The 15,170-nt window shown below is 67.3% G+C and carries 14 protein-coding genes; 10 read left to right on the top strand and 4 right to left on the bottom strand.

Annotated features, from left to right (window positions below; translation table 11 throughout):
- Positions 1-26: 26 nt before the first annotated feature.
- Both fdhA and OID54_RS04610 read right to left on the bottom strand, forming a co-directional pair.
- Positions 27-1,253, bottom strand: a complete 1,227-nt coding sequence (gene fdhA, locus OID54_RS04615; RefSeq protein WP_329014292.1) for a formaldehyde dehydrogenase, glutathione-independent — start codon at positions 1,251-1,253, stop codon at positions 27-29.
- Positions 1,254-1,507: 254 nt separating this feature from the next.
- Positions 1,508-2,512 carry an aldo/keto reductase gene (locus OID54_RS04610; protein WP_329014289.1) on the bottom strand — a complete coding sequence of 335 codons (1,005 nt, stop codon included), beginning with the start codon at positions 2,510-2,512 and terminating at the stop codon, positions 1,508-1,510.
- A gap of 88 nt (positions 2,513-2,600) precedes the next feature.
- Between OID54_RS04610 and OID54_RS04605 the strand changes: the two genes are divergently transcribed.
- The 10 genes from OID54_RS04605 to OID54_RS04560 all read left to right on the top strand — a co-directional run bounded on the left by OID54_RS04605 (position 2,601) and on the right by OID54_RS04560 (position 13,103).
- Complete coding sequence (locus OID54_RS04605; RefSeq protein ID WP_329014286.1) at positions 2,601-3,509, top strand: AraC family transcriptional regulator; 909 nt, start codon at positions 2,601-2,603, stop codon at positions 3,507-3,509.
- A gap of 48 nt (positions 3,510-3,557) precedes the next feature.
- Positions 3,558-4,277: a DinB family protein gene (locus OID54_RS04600; RefSeq protein WP_329014283.1), complete on the top strand. Its 720-nt coding sequence runs from the start codon at positions 3,558-3,560 to the stop codon at positions 4,275-4,277.
- A 152-nt stretch (positions 4,278-4,429) separates the two neighbouring features.
- Positions 4,430-5,047 carry a TOPRIM nucleotidyl transferase/hydrolase domain-containing protein gene (locus OID54_RS04595; RefSeq protein WP_329014281.1) on the top strand — a complete coding sequence of 206 codons (618 nt, stop codon included), beginning with the start codon at positions 4,430-4,432 and terminating at the stop codon, positions 5,045-5,047.
- A 565-nt stretch (positions 5,048-5,612) separates the two neighbouring features.
- Positions 5,613-6,911 carry a flavin-containing monooxygenase gene (locus tag OID54_RS04590; protein ID WP_329014278.1) on the top strand — a complete coding sequence of 433 codons (1,299 nt, stop codon included), beginning with the start codon at positions 5,613-5,615 and terminating at the stop codon, positions 6,909-6,911.
- A 111-nt stretch (positions 6,912-7,022) separates the two neighbouring features.
- Complete coding sequence (locus OID54_RS04585; protein ID WP_329014276.1) at positions 7,023-7,424, top strand: hypothetical protein; 402 nt, start codon at positions 7,023-7,025, stop codon at positions 7,422-7,424.
- A 318-nt stretch (positions 7,425-7,742) separates the two neighbouring features.
- The gene (locus tag OID54_RS04580) at positions 7,743-8,384 is read left to right on the top strand and encodes a DUF1326 domain-containing protein (RefSeq protein WP_329014274.1); all 642 of its coding nucleotides are present in this window, start codon (positions 7,743-7,745) and stop codon (positions 8,382-8,384) included.
- 286 nt (positions 8,385-8,670) lie between these two features.
- Positions 8,671-9,426 carry a (5-formylfuran-3-yl)methyl phosphate synthase gene (locus OID54_RS04575; RefSeq protein WP_329014271.1) on the top strand — a complete coding sequence of 252 codons (756 nt, stop codon included), beginning with the start codon at positions 8,671-8,673 and terminating at the stop codon, positions 9,424-9,426.
- Between the two features lie 32 nt (positions 9,427-9,458).
- Positions 9,459-10,835 carry an aldehyde dehydrogenase family protein gene (locus tag OID54_RS04570; protein WP_329014267.1) on the top strand — a complete coding sequence of 459 codons (1,377 nt, stop codon included), beginning with the start codon at positions 9,459-9,461 and terminating at the stop codon, positions 10,833-10,835.
- A 2-nt stretch (positions 10,836-10,837) separates the two neighbouring features.
- Complete coding sequence (locus OID54_RS04565) at positions 10,838-11,935, top strand: NAD(P)-dependent alcohol dehydrogenase (protein WP_329027261.1); 1,098 nt, start codon at positions 10,838-10,840, stop codon at positions 11,933-11,935.
- Positions 11,936-12,194: 259 nt separating this feature from the next.
- Positions 12,195-13,103 (top strand): class I SAM-dependent methyltransferase, encoded by a 909-nt coding sequence (locus OID54_RS04560; protein WP_329014264.1) that lies wholly within the window; start codon positions 12,195-12,197, stop codon positions 13,101-13,103.
- 211 nt (positions 13,104-13,314) lie between these two features.
- On the opposite strand, the gene OID54_RS04555 is transcribed toward OID54_RS04560, so the two are convergent.
- Together OID54_RS04555 and OID54_RS04550 are read right to left on the bottom strand one after the other, a co-directional pair.
- Complete coding sequence (locus OID54_RS04555; RefSeq protein ID WP_329014262.1) at positions 13,315-14,106, bottom strand: ABC transporter permease; 792 nt, start codon at positions 14,104-14,106, stop codon at positions 13,315-13,317.
- Positions 14,103-15,140 (bottom strand): ATP-binding cassette domain-containing protein, encoded by a 1,038-nt coding sequence (locus OID54_RS04550; protein WP_329014259.1) that lies wholly within the window; start codon positions 15,138-15,140, stop codon positions 14,103-14,105. Before OID54_RS04550 ends, OID54_RS04555 begins: the two co-directional genes overlap by 4 nt.
- Positions 15,141-15,170 lie beyond the last annotated feature (30 nt).

Here is a 15,170-nt window from a genome sequence, read left to right as displayed (position 1 = left end):
TGGGCCGAGGTGCGTCGGCCGGCCGGTCAGATGGGCTGGGCGCCGTCGAGTGCACCGTGCGGATTGAGGACGTACTTGCGGCTGGCCCCCTGGTCGAACTCGGCGTAGCCGCGCGGGGCGTCGTCCAACCCGATCACAGTCGCGTTGACCGCGCGGGCGATGTGGACGCGTTCATTGAGGATGGCCTGCATCAGGCCACGGTGATAGCGCATGACGGGGCACTGACCGGTGGCGAAGGTGTGACTCTTGGCCCAACCCAGGCCGAGCCGTACCTTCAGGGTGCCCGTCCGGGCGTCCTGGTCGACGCCGCCGGGGTCGTCGGTCACATACAGCCCGGGGATGCCGAGTGCCCCGCCCGCCCGGGTCAGACCCATCAGGGAGTTGAGGACGGTGGCGGGCGCCTCCTCCGAGTCCTTGCCGTGCGCCCGGGCTTCAAAGCCGACGGCGTCGACGGCCGCGTCGACCTCCGGCTCGCCGAGTATCTGCTCGATCTGCTCCTCGGCGGTGCCCCGGGTCAGATCGACGGTCTCACAACCGAAGCTACGGGCCTGCGCCAGACGTTCGGCGTTGAGATCTCCTACGATCACCACTGCAGCGCCCAGGAGTTGAGCGGAGGCAGCCGCGGCGAGCCCTACCGGCCCAGCCCCGGCCACGTACACCGTGGACCCCACCCCGGTGCCCGCGGTGACCGCGCCGTGGAATCCGGTGGGGAAGATGTCGGACAGCATGGTCAGATCGAGTAGTTTCGCCCGTGCCTGTTCGGGATCGGGGAAGCGCAGCAGGTTGAAGTCCGCGTAGGGGATCATCACGTACTCGGCCTGCCCGCCGACCCAGCCGCCCATGTCGACATAGCCGTACGCGGCTCCAGGACGGGCCGGGTTCACGTTCAGACAGATGCCGGTCTGCCGCTCCTTGCAGTTGCGGCATCGGCCGCAGGCGATGTTGAACGGCACCGACACCACGTCGCCGACCTGGACGAACTCTGCGTCCGGCCCACGCTCCACTACTTCGCCGGTGATCTCGTGCCCCAGTACCAGCCCGGCCGGTGCGGTGGTTCGCCCGCGCACCATGTGTTGGTCGCTACCGCAGATGTTGGTCGCCAGGACCTTGAGGATGACGCCGTGGGGACATTTGCGGCCGATGTTCTCGCGTGCCACCCCTGGCCCGTCCCGGAGCTCCAGTCCCGGATAGTCGATGTTCTCGATCTCCACCGTCCCCGGCTTCATATAGGCCACTGCCCTGTTCCCGGTCACGCCACATCACCTCCGTGTCCCCCCGGGGAGTCGCGCGAGCCATCGCCCCCGGGGGCTCCGCGTACTGTTCGAGTCTCCTCCTCAACCGACAGGGACGCAGCCCGGGACCCAGGAACCGAAGCCACAGCCACCCTGTGCAGCCCCCGGCCCTCCACATCACCCACGGTCACGCACGGTTATCCGTTCGTACGGTCATGAGCGGCATACACCCTGGGTCTGATCAATGCAGGGTCGCCCGGCACGGCCTGGTGGCATCACCAGGACGGCATCATCGACTCCGGATAGCGGGAGCCGGCGGCACCGAACGGCAGGATCCTCCGGATCTCCGTCAGGTCCTGAGATGTGAGGTTCACCCGGGCAGCCGCGGTGTTCTCCGCCACCCGTTGCGGGCTACGCGTGCCGGGGATGGGCACGATGTCCTCGCCCTGGGCCAGCAACCAGGCCAGCGCCAACTGGGTGACCGCGATCCCCTTGGCGTTCGCGAGTGCCGTCAACTGACGTACGGCGGTCAGGTTCTTCTCGTAGTTGCCGGGTTGCCAACGGTCGTCCCAACTGCGCATGTCGTCCTCGGGGTAACCGGCCGCGGGTTTCACCGCACCCGTGAGGAACCCACGACCGAGCGGTGAGTACGGGACGAATCCGATACCGAGTTCGCGCACCACCGGCAACACATCGCTCTCCACGGTGCGCTCGAACAACGAGTACTCCGTTTGCAGCACCGAAACGGGCTGGACGGCGTGGGCGCGGCGGATGGTGTCGGGTCCCGCCTCGCTCAATCCGAAGTAGCGCACCTTGCCTTCGGCGATCAGCTCGCCCACCGTGCCCGCCACGTCCTCGATGGGTACGTCCGGGTCGACACGGTGCTGGTACAGCACATCGATGTGGTCGGTGCCCAGGTGGCGCAGGCTGTTCTCGGTGACCTCGCGGATGTGTTCCGGCCGGCTGTTCAATGCGACGCCGGCTTTGCTCGGATCACTCAGATCGAAACCGAACTTCGTGGCGATGGAGACGTCGTCACGGAAGCCCTGTACGGCGCGTCCGAGTAGTTGCTCATTGCTGCCCGTGCCCAGACCGTACAGTTCCGCCGTGTCGAAGAGGGTGACGCCCAGGTCGTACGCCCGGCGAATGGTCGCGACACCGCCGTCTTCGTCGGCAGCGCCGTACGCCAGTGTCATCCCCATCGTGCCGAGGCCGATCGCACCGGTCCGCAGACCCTGTGTGCCGAGTTTTCGTTCTGGCAGTCGTTTGTCATGTGTCATGTGTTCAACGCTAGGAGCGCGTCGGGCGGGAGTCATGGGGCCAAGGCCGCATAGGATTGCCCGATCCTCTCAGCAAGGGAGTCCCTAAATGCCGGACCGTCTCTCCGCGGCGATCGCCCGGCACAGCGTGGGACTGTGGTCCGACAGCGCGGTGCCGCATCTCACCCTGGTCACGCTCGACGAGCCCGTCCCCACCGTCGATCTCCTCTATCTGCCCATGGTCTGTTTCACCATCGGCGGTGCGAAACGCATGGTGGCGGGCGACCGCAGTTGGGTCACAGGCGAGGGCGAGATGCTGCTCAACTCCGTCGTGGCTCCGGTCACCGCCACCTTCGAGCAGGTGCCCTACCGGTCGGTGGTACTCCGGCTCGACGGCCGGCTGCTCGCCGATCTGCTGCTGGAACTCGATGCAGCGGGCCCGCCCGCGGGCCCTGGCCCCGGTGAACAGATCGGTGCGCCGATCACCCCGGAACTCCTTGACGCGGTCACCCGGTGGGTCGGCCTGCTCGACACCCCTGACGACATTCGTCCGCTGGCCGCGCGCATCGAGGGCGAGATCCTTTACCGATTGCTCGGCACTCCGCTCGGTCCAGCCCTGCGCCAGTTCGCGGTGGCGGACTCCGGAGCGGCCCGGGTACGCGCCGCCGCCATATGGATCTCCGAGTACTTCGCCGAACCGCTCAGTGTCGACACCATTGCGAAGGTGGCGCATATGAGCACCGCAACCCTGCACCGGCGCTTCAAGGCGGCCACCGGTATGAGCCCGTTGCGATTTCAGAAGCAGTTGCGCCTCCAGGAGGCAAGGCGGCTCCTGGTCGCCGGCAACACCACGGCGGCGCTCGTCGCGGAATCCGTCGGATATGTGAGCGCCACCCAGTTCAACCGCGAGTACCGGCGCGCCTATGGGCTGCCGCCCGCTCAGGACGCGGCCCGACTGCGTCGCCGGCTTGCGGACGGCGGGAGGAATTCAGTCGCCATCCGTCCGGCCAGCCGCTAACGTCCGGCTCGGTGAGGTCTGGGACAGGACCAGGATGGGGAGCAGGGCATGGAGATCGAGGGCATTCGGACCGACCGTCTGGGCCTGTTGCTCGACCAATTCGACCAGGCCAGGGCGATGGCCGAGGTACGGCTCAGGGGGCTCACCGACGAGGAGTACCTATGGGAGCCGGTGGCTGGTTGCTGGTCGATCCGGCGTCGGGACGAGGCGGTGACCCCTCGGGCGTACGGGCCGGGCGACTGGGTGCTCGACAAGGGCGCGGCGGACATTCCGGCGAACGAGTACGCCGAGGTCGCTCGGCAAGCTGCTGGTGGTATGACCATCGCCAAGATCGCCGAGGACTGGAGCGTGAGCGTCGAACGCGTCGAACAGGTCCTTGCCCACACAGGTGAGCCGGCGCCTGACGAAGTACCGGTCACGACGATCGCATGGCGGCTGGGGCATCTGCACTCCTGCTTGGCCGGCCAGTGGGAATGGACCTTCGGCGGGCGGAGGCTGGAGCCGAACCTGCTGGTCGACTTCACCCCTTCCGCGGACTTGGCGCTCAAGCGGTTCTGGGCGCTGATCGACCGCTGGCGCGAAGGCATCGACGCCGTCACCGAAGAGCAACTCGACACGGTCGGCTACTCCCAGTACCCGTACGGCTCCGATGCTGACGACCCCTTCATCGCCGTGCTGGCGGGGGCCAATCTGGAGTTCATCCACCACATGGCCGAGATCGCGTTGCTGCGCGATCTACGACGGGCCCGGTTCGCCAACTCCGTCTAGGGCGCGGGCCACCAGGGCTTCTCGGGAACTCGCCCCGCCTGTCGGCACCTGGTCTGTCAGCTGCCGAAAGCGATGTCGGCGGCTCGGCTTCCGGTCGATGCACGGACGGAAATTCCCCACCGCGGCGGGGAAGGAAGGCGGAGACTTCACCCATGGCTGATCTGGCGAAGTTCCGGGAAGCGGTCGATGTGTGGGCGGCCGGCGGTCCCGGTGACCTTGCACGCGAGCTCGCCGTGCGGCTGACCGTCCGGACGGTGGTCCTGCTCGAAGGACCCAGCGATGCCGCAGCGGTCAATGCGCTGGCCGCGAGCCGCGGTAGGGACCTGGAGGCCGAAGGGATCTGCGTGCTGTCCATGGGCGGTGCGATGAGCGTTGCACGCTATGCCGCCCTCCTCGGACCATCTGGTTTGGGCCTGCGGCTCACAGGGCTGTGCGACGAGGCGGAGCGCCGCTACTACGCCAGCGGCTGGGAACGGGCCGGCGCTGCTCCAGAAGGGTTCTTCGTCTGCGAGGCCGATCTGGAGGACGAACTCATCCGGGCGTTGGGCGTCACACGAGTGGAGGAGCTCGTCCGGGCAGAAGGCGATGTGCGCGCGTTGCAAACCTTCCTGCGCCAGCCCGCACAACACGGTCGGCCCCGCCATCGGCAGTTGCGGCGCTTCCTCGGCACCAAGAAGGGCCGCAAGATCCGCTACGGCCAGGTCCTCGTCGAGGCCCTCGACCCCGACCGCGTACCGACCCCGCTCGACGACCTGCTCACCAGTCTCTGACGGCTGACCGACCGCAGACTCGGCAGGAGAACTCGGACGCGGGCCGGCTTCATCGCCGCCCGGCGTCGAAACGGATCATCGCCGTTTCATCACACCGGGGAAGATCCACCGGGATTCCATCACAACTCGCTGTGTCCTCCTGATGTCGTGGACCACATGAGCGGCCGAAGTCGGCGCTGGAGACGGATCCCCTTGCCCGATGGTGTGCCCACGGGTCGAGCCTGCCCAGGCACATCAACGAGCCCACCGCCAGGGACGCGAGGGTGAACCCCGCCGTGCTTCCCGCAGGGAGCCCGCATGTTGACGCCCCCCTCTAGTTGACATCAAGTCGACTTGAGAAGACAGGATTCTCAGCAGGCGCAGCCTCAGAATCGATCTGCTCCTGCGACCATCGGCTCCCGCTTCTCACGGGTCGTCTCACGCGAACGGTGGGCGTACGGACGGTGGACGACTGGCTGATACGTGCAGGGCAATGGGATCTGAGGCGGCCGTGCTGGTCCGTGGACCGGGCGCGGTCAGCGATAGCAGACAACTCAGCGCGACCATGGGGAAGAGGGGTTCGATCGTGGCAGAACTCGAATACGCGGAGACCGTCGTCATCGGCGCTGGCCAGCAAGGATGTGGAGTAGCCGCGGCCTTGCAGGAGCTCGGCCGGGAATCCCTGGTCCTGGAACGGGGAGAGATAGGTCAGGCTTGGAAGTACGAGCGGTGGGACAGTCTGGTTGTGGGCAGTGGGAATCGATCGGTTCGGTTCCCCGGTTGGGACTACGACGGTGATGACCCCGACGGTGCCATGTCGGGACGGGAACTCGCCCGGCATCTGCGCCGCTACGCGGAGGAGCGCGACCTCCCGGTGCGGCAGCACACGACCGTCCGGGAGGTCGAGTGCCCTCCGGGCGCTTCCGACAGCGACAACGTACGGTTCAGGACCCATCTGACCACGGGTGATGTCATCGAGTCCCGCAACCTGGTCGCGGCGGTGGGTGGTTACGCGGCTCCTCGGGTGCCCGAGTTGGCGTCCGACATCGATCCGTCCATCAAGCAACTGCACTCGCGCGACTATCGCAACCCCGATTCCCTGCCGGATGGGGCGGTCCTCGTCGTAGGGGCGGGGATCAGCGGTCAACAGATCGCGGACGAACTCGCGAGTGCCGGACGTGCCGTCTTCCTGTCGATCGGCCGCCACCACGCATGGCCGGGGCACTACCGTGGCCGCAGTCTGTTCGAGTGGATGTTCGCCTTCTCCCTCTACGAAGACTTTGTCACCCCGGGCATCGGTGGGACAGCGACACTGCCGGGCCTGCCAGTGACCGCCCGGAAGGACGGAAGCGGCGATCTGAATCTCGGCACACTGGCGAGGAGAGGAGTTGTCCTCGTCGGCTCGACACGCGCGGCGGAGCAGCGGATGCTCTTCCTGGCGGACAACGTCACCACCATTGCGGCGGAATCCGCCCGTTCGTTTCGGCAGGTGATCGACAAGATCGATGCCGGGATACTCGACCGAGGATTCCCGGTGCCGGAACAGAAGCCGGTCCCTGAAGTCGACCTGGAGTGCATTGCGGACTTCGGAAGCAGTCTCGATCTGGCGCGCCACGACATCACAACGATCGTCTGGTGCACCGGATTCACCCCCGACTATCGAATTCTTCCGGCTGGAGTGCTCGACGAACACGGCGCACCCGTCCAGCACAAGGGCATCCTCGGAGCGGTTCCCGGCCTCTACTATGCCGGGCTCCCGGACGGGAACTCACTTGCCACGGTGGGCATTTCGGCCACCGTCGAGAACGGACGGTTCATCGCACGCCAGATACACATCGACCACGTGTTGCGATCCGGCTCCTCGGCATCCGTCATCACCGCTTAAGGCGCTGTGCCGCTCGTCCTGCTCAAGCGGCTCGGGATGCTGCTGATTTCTCGCGATGGAGCGCGACACCCAAAGGATCCAGGCCGAAGATCACGGGTACCGGAGGATTTCATGATGGACAGCGCACGGATACGTCTCGGCAGTGATGTTGCGTGGCTGGAGTTGGAACACACGGGCGGGGACAACTGGCAACTGTCCGCCGATTGGTGTTCCCGGCTGAGGGCGGACTTCGACGCTCACCTCACCGTGGAGGAAGTGTTGGACTTCGCCACGCGGATGCTCGCTCAGCTCCGTGCCCCGTCGGGGCGCCGCTTCTCAACGGCCATGACTCCGGGCCGCAACAACCCCATGACGCTGACCGCGGAATCCGTGGGGAGTGGGTTCGCCTTCCTCGTGTGTCTGACGCCCAACGGGGATGACGAGGTGTGTCAGCTACGGATGGAACTCGGTCCCATCCCTGTCACCGAACTTCGGCGCAGGTTCGACGCTTTGCACTCGGCCCTGACCCCTTAGGGACGGCCGCCCCGGATCAGTCAGGTGGCGTGGGCGCTGCACCTGTCCGGCCGTCACCCCATCTGACGTCGGGGCGGGTGGGTTGTGCACCACGGAAGTACCTCATGCAGTGGGCTCGGCGGTGGGCGGTCGGCCACCACCGAGCCCACTGCTGTTGGCCTCGTCGGGCGACGGAAGGTGCAGGAAGGGTCATGAACCCTCTCCCATCGGCACAACCGCATACCCCCTACGGGTATTTGACGTGACGATGGCTCGCTGGTTAACCTCTGGCGACAGAGAGATACCCCACCGGGGTATCCAATTAGAGGGGAACGGTCCATGAGCGAGACGAACTGGCACCTCAAGGGCGAGTGGTTCGACGTGTGCAGTTGCTCGATGCCCTGTCCTTGCACCTTTGCGCAGGCCCCGACGAACGGCTGCTGTCTGTTCACACTCGTCTGGCAGATCCACGAAGGGCACTTCGGGGACGTACGTCTGGACGGTCTGGGAGTCGTGGCCCTCGGCGAGTTCGCCGGGAACATGTGGGTGGACGATCCCGACGCCACGATGACGGCGATGTTCTACATCGATGCGAAGGGGACTCCGACACAACGGGATGCGTTGGAGGAGATCTTCCGGGGCAACGTGGGCGGCTGGCCGGGCAAGTTCGGCTCACTGATCAGTGAGGTTCGCAGTGTGGAGTACGCCCCGATCCAGTTCGATGCCGCACAGGACCTCGCGTACTGGCGTGCCACCGTATCCGACAAGGTGAGTGTGGGAGCCACGGCGCTCACCGGTCCCACTTCGGACCCCGAGCGCCGGGTGCAGTTGATCAATGCTCCCGGGGCGGAGGTGGGACCCGGCCAGGTGGCGACCTGGGGTGTGGTGAACGCGGATCGTGCCGAAGGCTTCGACTTCTCCAGTCAATACCGGGGCGGCTCCAGCAAGCACTTCCCGTTCGACTGGCAGCCGGACGCATAGCGATCCCCGCCGCCCGCCGCACAGTCGGTTCGCCCTCTGACGTCTGACTCCGCCCGGAACGAGGCCGGGAGCCGGTTCGTGCAGTGGATCCCTGTGGTCCGGGCGCGAGCCGGTTCCAGGGGGGCGTGCACGGCGCACGGGGGGCGCGATGGCGAAACCCGTCCGGATTTTGCGCGCCCTACCGACGACCGTTGGGCGCAGTAATGATGAGCAACCGCAAGTGATCCAGACGGCTCCGCACACACCTGTCCCAGGGCAGGTGTGCTTGCGGCGAAAGGGGTTCACGTTGTTGCTTCTCATCTCTCCGGACGGCGTCGAGGAGGCCCTCGACTGTGCGAAGGCGGCGCAGCACCTCGACATCGTCGACGTCAAGAAGCCGGACGAGGGCTCGCTCGGCGCGAACTACCCGTGGGTCATCAGGGAGATCCGTGAGGCGGTCCCTGCTGACAAGCCGGTCTCGGCCACTGTGGGAGATGTGCCGTACAAACCGGGCACGGTGGCTCAGGCGGCGCTCGGTGCGGCCGTCTCCGGAGCCACGTACATCAAGGTCGGCCTCTACGGATGCACCACGCCCGAGCAGGCCATCGATGTCATGCGGGGGGTTGTCCGGGCGGTGAAGGACTACCGGCCGGACGCCTTCGTCGTCGCCTCGGGCTATGCCGACGCCCATCGGATCGGCTGTGTCAACCCGCTCGCACTGCCCGACATCGCCCGCCGTTCCGGCTCCGATGCGGCCATGCTCGACACCGCGATCAAAGACGGCACCCGGCTCTTCGACCACGTTCCGCCGGACGTCTGCGCGGAGTTCGTGCGGCGGGCCCATGAGGCGGGTCTTCTCGCCGCGCTGGCGGGCAGTGTGCAGGTGGGAGATCTCGGCGAGCTGACCCGCATCGGCACGGACATCGTGGGGGTACGTGGGGCGGTCTGCGCGGGCGGCGACCGCACCACCGGGAGGATTCAGCCGGAATTGGTGGCCGCCTTCCGGGCGGAGATGGACCGGCATGCCCGGGAGCACGCGGCTGTCGTCACCGCCGCCAACTGATGGCCGGTAGGACGACAAGCCGGTCCCACTCGGTGCCCGTATCCGGCGAGTACTTCGCGGTCCTCGATCCGGCAACGGGCGAAACCTTCGCGGAAGCTCCAGACCAGCAGAACGACGAGTTGGACAGTGCCGTCGGCCGGGCCCACGATGCCTGGCGCTGCTGGCGGTCCGACCCCGAAGCCCGGGTCACCGCACTGCTCGCGGCAGCCGACGCGGTGGAGGCGGCCGGGGTGGAGATCGCGCCCCTGCTCACCCGTGAACAGGGCAAACCGCTGTCGGAGTCGTACGCGGAGATCGCTCGCACGGCGGCCCGTCTACGCTACTTCGCCGAGCTCGCCCCCGGGGCCGAGCGCATTGTGGACGGTCGGCCGGTACGCAGTGAGATCCGCTGGCGACCGCTCGGGCCCGTCGCCGCGATCGTCCCATGGAACTTTCCCCTCCAACTCGCGTCGGCGAAGTTCGCGCCCGCGCTCGCCGCTGGCAACACGGTGGTAGTCAAACCCTCGCCCTTCACACCCCTCGCCACCCGGCTGTTGGGGGCGGTCATCGCCACCGCGCTCCCCGAGGACGTACTCACGATCGTCACCGGTCGCGAACCCCTTGGCGCCCGACTGGCTTCCCATCCGGGCATTCGCCATGTGACCTTCACCGGTTCGATTCCCACCGGGCGGGCCGTTGCGGAGGCGGCGGCGGGCTCGTTGGCCAGGGTCACCCTGGAGTTGGGTGGCAACGACGCGGCCATCCTGCTGGACGACGTCGATGTGGAGCAGATCGCGGACCGGCTGTTCTGGGCCGCGTTCCGCAATTGCGGACAGGTCTGCATGGCGGTCAAACGCGTCTACGCCCCCGCCGGGCTGTACTCCGATGTCGTCGAGGCCCTCGCAGAGCGCGCGAAGGGCGCCGTGGTGGGAGCAGGTCTTGACCCCGGCACGCAGTTGGGCCCGGTCAACAACCCCCGCCAACTGGCCCGCGTCGAGCACTACACGGCCCGGGCCCTGGCGGACGGTGCCAGGGTTGTGGCCGGTGGGCATCGGCTGGATCGACCGGGCTACTTCCACGCCCCGACGATCCTGGCGGATGTCCCACCTGACAGCCCGGTGGTGACCGAGGAGCAATTCGGTCCGGTGCTGCCGGTGCTGCCGTACCGGAGTCTCGACGAGGCGGTCGAGTCGGCCAATGACACCGGCTTCGGGCTGGGCGGCTCGGTGTGGGGTACCGATCTGGATCAGGCCGAAGCGGTGGCCGACCGGCTGGAGTGCGGCACCGCATGGATCAACCACCACGCCGAACTCTCCCTCGCCCAGCCCTTCGCGGGCATCAAGGAGAGCGGTGTCGGCTTTGCGGGCGGGCCATGGGGGCTCTACGGGAATCTGCGGCCGTTCGTCGTGCACCGCCCGGAGGAAGCGTGACGATGAGGTTCGGCGCTGCGGTCCTGCGCTCGCCCGAGGGCCGATACGCCGTCGAGGAGGTGATCCTTGCTCATGGTCCTGCCGATGACGAGGTCCTGGTCAGGATCGCGGGCTGTGGGGTGTGCCGGACCGATCTTGCGGTCCGGCGTTCGGCAGGCCGCTCACCGCTACCGGCGGTGCTCGGGCACGAGGGTGCCGGGGTCGTGGTGGAGACGGGCCCGCACACCGGCCTGAACACCGGCGATCATGTCGTACTGACCTTCGACTCCTGCGGGCACTGTCGGAACTGCCAGGCCGCTGCCCCCGCCTACTGCGACTCCTTCGCCTCGCTCAACCTCTTCGGAGGGCGCAAGGAGGCACCCGCACGGTTCACCGACGCGGCCGGAATCGAACTCGCCCCCCGGTGGTTCGGTCAGTCCTCGTTCGCCGAATACGCACTGGTTGCCGCCCGCAACGCCGTCCGGGTCGACCCCTCGCTGCCCATCGAACTGCTCGGACCGCTCGGCTGCGGCTTCCTGACGGGAGCCGGATCGGTCCTCAACTCCTTCGGGGTCGGCCCCGGCGACACCATCGCGGTCTTCGGTACGGGGGCGGTGGGTCTGAGCGCGGTGATGGCGGCTGCGGCCTGCGGGGCGGTGATCGTGGCAGTTGATCGGCACGTCGAACGGCTGGCACTCGCCGAGCGGTTCGGTGCGATTCCGCTGCATGCCTCGTCGGGCGACCTGCCCGGCCGTATCCAGCAACTGACGGACGGCGGGGCGCAGTACGCGCTGGACACCACGGCCTCCGTCCCGTTGATCAACGACGCACTCCGGGCCCTGCGCCCGACCGGGCACCTCGGGCTGGTGGCACGGCTCCACACCGCACTTCCGCTCGAACCCGGGGCACTGGATCGGGGGAGGAGGATGTCCCACATCTGTGAGGGGGACGCGGTGCCCGGACTGCTGATCCCGCGGTTGATCGGACTGTGGCGGGCTGGCCGGTTTCCGTTCGACGAACTGATCCGTACGTATCCGCTCGCCGACATCAACGAGGCCGAACGGGACTTCGACGCGGGCCGTGTGGTCAAACCCGTGCTGGTACCCGAGGGGAGGATCTGATGAGTGGGCGATCCAGCACGCTGCCCGTACCAACGACCCTGAGCAAAGCCGTTGCGAGGCAGACCCGTTCACCGGGCCCACGCTGGCCGTTCCGAACAACGATCCGCTCGCTCTGAGAAACCGGTCGGGTGCCTGGGCCGCGCGCCACCGGGGCTCTCCGGGAATCACTACGCCCAGAGCCGCGGCGCGGCGCGCCCAGCGACGATCCAACATCCCCTTTCGCACTGTTCGTGGTCTCAACCCATCCTGAGGAGGACACGTGGTCGGCACAACGCCAGGGAGCATCGGAGTCGAAGGCGTGGAGGGAGGTGTCGGCCTGACCGCCCTCATGGTCGCTGCGGCACGGGCGATCGAGACCCATCGTGACGACACCCTGGCACGGGACGTCTATGCCGAGCACTTCGTGCTCGCCGCACCGGCGTCCGCCGGCTGGCCGGTCCGCATCCAACAGGTTCGGGACGGGGACGCCAATCCGTTGTGGGGTCGATTCGCGCGCTACTTCGGTCTGCGGACGCGGGTCCTCGATGACTTCCTCCTCCACGCCGTGCACACGGGCGGCGCCCGCCAAGTGGTGCTGCTCGGGGCGGGGTTAGATTCCCGGGCCTTCCGTCTCGACTGGCCTTCCGGTTCTGTGGTCTTCGAGATCGACAGGGAAGGCGTGCTGGCCTTCAAGCGCACGGTGCTCGACAGGCTTTCGGCGACCCCGAAGGCAGCGCGTGTAGAGATTCCGATCGATCTGCGAGCGGACTGGGTGGGGGCGCTGGCCGACGCCGGTTTCGACCGGGCTGCCCCGAGTGTCTGGCTGGCCGAGGGATTGTTGTTCTATCTGCCCGCCGCCGCTGAGACGTATCTCATCGACACCGTGGACCGGCTGAGTACGGAAGGCAGTGCACTGGCCTTCGAGGTCAAGCTCGAAAAGGATCTGCTGGCCTACCGCGACAGCCCGCTCTACACCTCGACGACCCGTCAGATCGGCATTGACCTACTTCATCTGTTCGACGGAGAACCACGGCCCGACTCTGCGGGCGATCTGGTGGGCAAGGGCTGGTCCACTTCCGTTCACACGCCCTTCGACTTCACCCGCCGTCATGGACGCGGCCCGCTGCCCGAACAGAACGATGCCCTCGCGGGCAACCGTTGGGTCTTTGCGAACAAGTCCCGTCTGTAGCGCCGTCCCGCCCGTAGCGCTGTCGGCAAGGCCCCTTGCGGATCTTGCCGAGCCATATTCCTCGGCATCGCACTTCTTCAGTGCCAGGCGGGGCGGAGTGCGGCTACCGCGTGGGCCTTCTGCTCCGCCTGGCGATGCACACCACCACGCGCAACCCACTGCCGGTACTCGGCCCCGGAGCGGGACGAGAGGCGGCAGGCAGCCCGTAGGCTCACTTCGGGTCGCGGTCGAACAGGGCCCTGGACCAGAGGTAGCCGAGCACGGCCAGGCCCAGGCACCAGAGCACGGCCAACCACCCATTGTGGCCGATCTCGCTGCCGAGCAGCAGGCCACGCAGGGTCTCGATGGCGGGTGTGAAGGGCTGGTACTCGGCGATGGGCCGGAACCAGTCGGGCATCGCGTCGACGGGGACGAAGGCGCTCGAAATGAGAGGGAGGACCATCAGTGGAAGGGCGTTGTTACTGGCGGCCTCGGCGGTCGGGCTTGACAGGCCCATCCCGACGGCGATCCAGGTGAGCGCCAGGGAGACGAGCGCCAACAACCCCAGTGCCAGGACCCATTCGAAGGGGGTGGCACCCGTGGACCGGAAGCCGATGGCCACGGCGATGGCGCCGACGAGGGCCACGCTCATCACACACTGGAGCACGCTTCCGATGACGTGCCCGACGAGCACGGATCCCCGGTGGATCGCCATCGTACGGAAGCGGGCGATGATGCCCTCGGTCATATCCGTGGCGACGGACACCGCGCTGCCGATCGTGGTGCCGCCAATGGTCAGCAACAGGATTCCGGGAACGAGGTAGGCGATGTACTCGGACCGGTCGGCGCCGCCGCCACCGATGCCGGCGCTCATCACATCGCCGAAGACATAGACGAAGAGCAGCAGCAGCATCACTGGCGTGAGCAGCAGGTTCAAGGTGAGGGACGGGTAGCGGCGCGCGTGGAGGAGGTTGCGTCGCAGCATGGTGGTGGAGTCGCGGAGGGTGAGGGAGAGCGAGCTCATCGGGCTTTCTCCGTGGCGTGGTCGGGCCGATCGGTTCGGCTGGGCCGACGGGGTGTGGTGTTGGTGTTGGTGGTGAGGGCGAAGAAGACGTCGTCGAGGTCGGGTGTGTGTACGGTCAGTTCGTCGGCTTCGATGCTGGTGGAGTCCAGCCAGTCGAGGATGGCGCGGAGTTCGCGTTGGGTTCCGTCGCTGGGGATGTGGAGCGAGAGGGCCTCGTCGTTGCGGGTGGTTTCGCGCAGGGTGGCGGCTGCGTTGTGGTAGGCGCCGGGGTCGGTGAATCTCAGTCGGACGTGTCCGCCGGGAACGAGGCGTTTGAGCTCGTCGGCGGTGCCCTGGGCGGCGATGACGCCGTCGCTCAGTACGGCTATGTGGTGGGCGAGTTCATCGGCCTCCTGGAGGTACTGGGTGGTGAGGAAGACGGTGGCGCCGTCGGAGACCAATTCGCGGATGATCTGCCACATGTTGTGGCGACTACGCGGGTCCAGGCCGGTGGTGGGTTCGTCGAGGAAGATGATCCGTGGGTTGCCGACCAGGGTCATGGCGATGTCGAGGCGGCGCTTCATACCGCCGGAGTAGGTGGCGGCGGGCTTCTTCGCGGCGTCGCTCAGATCGAAGCGTTCCAGCAGTTCGGTGGTGGTGCGACGGCCCTCGCGGCGGGTGAGGTGGTGCAGGTCGGCCATGAGGAGCATGTTCTCCTCGCCGGTGATGAGTCCGTCGACGGCTGAGAACTGGCCGGTGACACCGATCGCGGCCCGTACGGCTTGGGGGTCGGTCGCCAGGTCGTGGCCCGCGACCTGCGCCTGCCCGCCATCGGCGGTGATGAGCGTCGACAAGATCTTCACCGCGGTGGTCTTGCCGGCGCCGTTGGGTCCGAGCAGTGCGAACACCGACCCCGCCGGGATGCGTAGATCGATGCCGTCAAGGACGGTCCTGTCCCCGTATGACTTGCGCAGTCCCTGGGCTGCGATGGAGATGGAGGCCGGCGAAGCGTGCTCGTCGCCCCGTCTGGATGTGGGCATGACAGATGAAGGCATGGGCGCTTCCATTCGGTGGCTGAAGCGGCT

Origin of the sequence: Streptomyces sp. NBC_00690, assembly GCF_036226685.1 — a bacterium.
Taxonomy (GTDB): Bacteria; Actinomycetota; Actinomycetes; order Streptomycetales; family Streptomycetaceae; genus Streptomyces.
Note: the sequence above shows the minus strand (reverse complement) of the source record. Positions and strands in the feature narration are given on the sequence as shown.

Bases quoted from the DNA above. Each gene is read 5' to 3' on its own strand.
- OID54_RS04610 (WP_329014289.1), bottom strand. From the start codon at position 2,512: ATGACACATGACAAACGACTGCCAGAACGAAAACTCGGCACACAGGGT.
- OID54_RS04605 (WP_329014286.1), top strand. From the start codon at position 2,601: ATGCCGGACCGTCTCTCCGCGGCGATCGCCCGGCACAGCGTGGGACTG.
- OID54_RS04600 (WP_329014283.1), top strand. From the start codon at position 3,558: ATGGAGATCGAGGGCATTCGGACCGACCGTCTGGGCCTGTTGCTCGAC.
- OID54_RS04595 (WP_329014281.1), top strand. From the start codon at position 4,430: ATGGCTGATCTGGCGAAGTTCCGGGAAGCGGTCGATGTGTGGGCGGCC.
- OID54_RS04585 (WP_329014276.1), top strand. From the start codon at position 7,023: ATGATGGACAGCGCACGGATACGTCTCGGCAGTGATGTTGCGTGGCTG.
- OID54_RS04580 (WP_329014274.1), top strand. From the start codon at position 7,743: ATGAGCGAGACGAACTGGCACCTCAAGGGCGAGTGGTTCGACGTGTGC.
- OID54_RS04565 (WP_329027261.1), top strand. From the start codon at position 10,838: ATGAGGTTCGGCGCTGCGGTCCTGCGCTCGCCCGAGGGCCGATACGCC.
- OID54_RS04555 (WP_329014262.1), bottom strand. From the start codon at position 14,106: ATGAGCTCGCTCTCCCTCACCCTCCGCGACTCCACCACCATGCTGCGA.
- OID54_RS04550 (WP_329014259.1), bottom strand. From the start codon at position 15,140: ATGCCTTCATCTGTCATGCCCACATCCAGACGGGGCGACGAGCACGCT.